General features: G+C 48.1%; 3 protein-coding genes. All 3 read left to right on the forward strand.

What is annotated here, in order from left to right; all coding sequences use genetic code 11:
• The first annotated feature begins 53 nt into the window (after positions 1 to 53).
• The 3 genes from EBR25_13540 (at position 54) to EBR25_13550 (ending at position 1912) form a co-directional block, all read left to right on the forward strand.
• Positions 54 to 479, forward strand: a complete 426-nt coding sequence (locus EBR25_13540) for a hypothetical protein (protein NBW42005.1) — start codon at positions 54 to 56, stop codon at positions 477 to 479.
• A 728-nt stretch (positions 480 to 1207) separates the two neighbouring features.
• Positions 1208 to 1546, forward strand: a complete 339-nt coding sequence (locus EBR25_13545; GenBank protein ID NBW42006.1) for a hypothetical protein — start codon at positions 1208 to 1210, stop codon at positions 1544 to 1546.
• Positions 1547 to 1681: 135 nt separating this feature from the next.
• Positions 1682 to 1912 (forward strand): hypothetical protein, encoded by a 231-nt coding sequence (locus EBR25_13550; GenBank protein ID NBW42007.1) that lies wholly within the window; start codon positions 1682 to 1684, stop codon positions 1910 to 1912.
• The last annotated feature ends 67 nt before the right edge of the window (positions 1913 to 1979 follow it).

Genomic DNA, 1979 nt, shown 5'->3' on the forward strand with positions numbered 1-1979 from the left:
CGCCACCGCTGCCGATTTCACCCGCTGGGAGGAGATGGCAGCGAACATGACCGATGCCCAACTGCACTACGCCAGCGTGGACTGCTTCCACACCGCTTCCAACTGGCGCGGCGTTGATTCAGTGTTGGAAGGGTTCTACCTGGACCAGGGTTGCACCTATGGCGACGCTCTCCGCCGTCGTGCCAATCGCTGAACTGGCCCACGGGGGGTCCACCACCCCCCACACTGCGCCTATACTTCTATCAGTTCACACCACTGAACCCATGACCGCTCCCACCGACTACCTTGACGCTCTCGACTACCTTGCCGTTCTCCAGTCTTACATGGATCCCAGCAATGGTACAGTTCCTTACACTCATGCCAGAATCTGCGCCCAGTTTTTGAATCTTTCCGATGCCTTTTCTGCAGAGTATCAGTGTATGGAAGGGCACCGAATTGATGTGGGTGAGTATAATGTTTGGGCAATGAATCTCCTCTGATTCTTTATACTCTGGGAGGAGATTCGATCAATCTCCTCCTCTCGACTAATTCCCTGAGACTTTTGACCGTTAATCTTCAAATCTCGACTAGTACACACAAGAACATTCAAAACAATGAACAATCAACAACAAATCAATTCAATCGGTTTCACAATTACTTATCAGACGCCATACAATAATTGTGAATGGCGCACGCAATCTTTCACGACAAGAGAAGAGGCAGAAAGAATGATTGCATTCTATCAGTCTTGTGGTTCTCCTGCGAGGTTTGTATAATGGGACGCTGGATTCACAAAGGTGGCAAATCACGCCCCGATAAAAGGTTTAAGAACATTTTAACGCCCAAGAAAGGTGCAGCAAAGAATAAAAGAAAGAAGAAATAATTCTTTATTCTTTATACTTACCACTGAGTATAAAGAATTACTCAGGGTTGAATGTAAACTATCGGTCAGTGGTGTGGTTTATTCTTTACATTCATCCCTGTCTAATTCTTTATACAAACTCTGGCGGGATTCCCTCTCCTCCCGCCCTCCAGCGTAGGTAGGGTCGGTCTGTGGTTCTGTATCCGTTGCTACAGTTTGGCGGATTGATTGATTAGCATCGCTGATCAAACGGATCTGCTTTTTGGTATCCTACGATACCGTTTGCCCCTTGTGGGATCGGGGTCGGTCGGTTAATGTTGTTTCAACGGATCGGAAACGACCTTTCAACCGATCCGCCCCAGACCCATGGCAAACTCCTACGATCTGCCCGTCGCCATCGTTTCGGACACGCTTGAGACCCTTATGGGGCATCTTGCCACCGCTGACGCCGCTGCCAAGGAGGCGGAGGCGGAGGTTAAGCGCCTACGTGATGAGATCGCGGGCATTATGATCGCCGCTGATGTAACCTCTGAGCGCACAGTGTGGGGGTTGGTATCATTAACCTCCCGCGATAAAGTTACCTATTCTCCCGCGATTAAGGTTCTTGAGATTAACCTTAAGGCAGAAAAGGATAAAGAAGTTGCAACTGGAATCGCTAGAGTTGCAGAGGGCGATAAGTTTATCCGCGTAACTTGGGCGAAGTAAGTTACATTCAGGGGTGACATTCTCACCCCTATTCTTTCACCTTTCACCCTACACTTCATCATGACCGCTACACTTTCCAAGCAAATTCGCATCCGTTGGGAATACTCTGGACTAGAAGATACAGTCAACGTATTGATGATGATCAACCGCAATGGATCACCTAACGCGGAAAGTAAGGCAGCATACATTAGAACAATCGCCTACAATTATGCAGTGAAATGTGAACTTAACGGTGAGATGCCTACGATAACAGGAACTGGCGGATGGTATGTTACATTTTTTCCTACAGAGTCTGAGGACTTTGACTACGGCGTGGAGGTTACATTGATGCCTTACGTTGTTGCAAAGCATCTGCAATTGCGCTGAGGTTAGTTACATTTAAGGGGCGGCGATTGTCGCCCCTCTTTATACCTATCAGCAGTGCTGATCAGTC

Source organism: bacterium, from assembly GCA_009926305.1.
GTDB lineage: Bacteria > Bdellovibrionota_C > UBA2361 > UBA2361 > RFPC01 > RFPC01.

Bases quoted from the DNA above. Each gene is read 5' to 3' on its own strand.
- EBR25_13540 (NBW42005.1), top strand. From the start codon at position 54: ATGCCCAACTGCACTACGCCAGCGTGGACTGCTTCCACACCGCTTCCA.
- EBR25_13545 (NBW42006.1), top strand. From the start codon at position 1,208: ATGGCAAACTCCTACGATCTGCCCGTCGCCATCGTTTCGGACACGCTT.
- EBR25_13550 (NBW42007.1), top strand. From the start codon at position 1,682: ATGATGATCAACCGCAATGGATCACCTAACGCGGAAAGTAAGGCAGCA.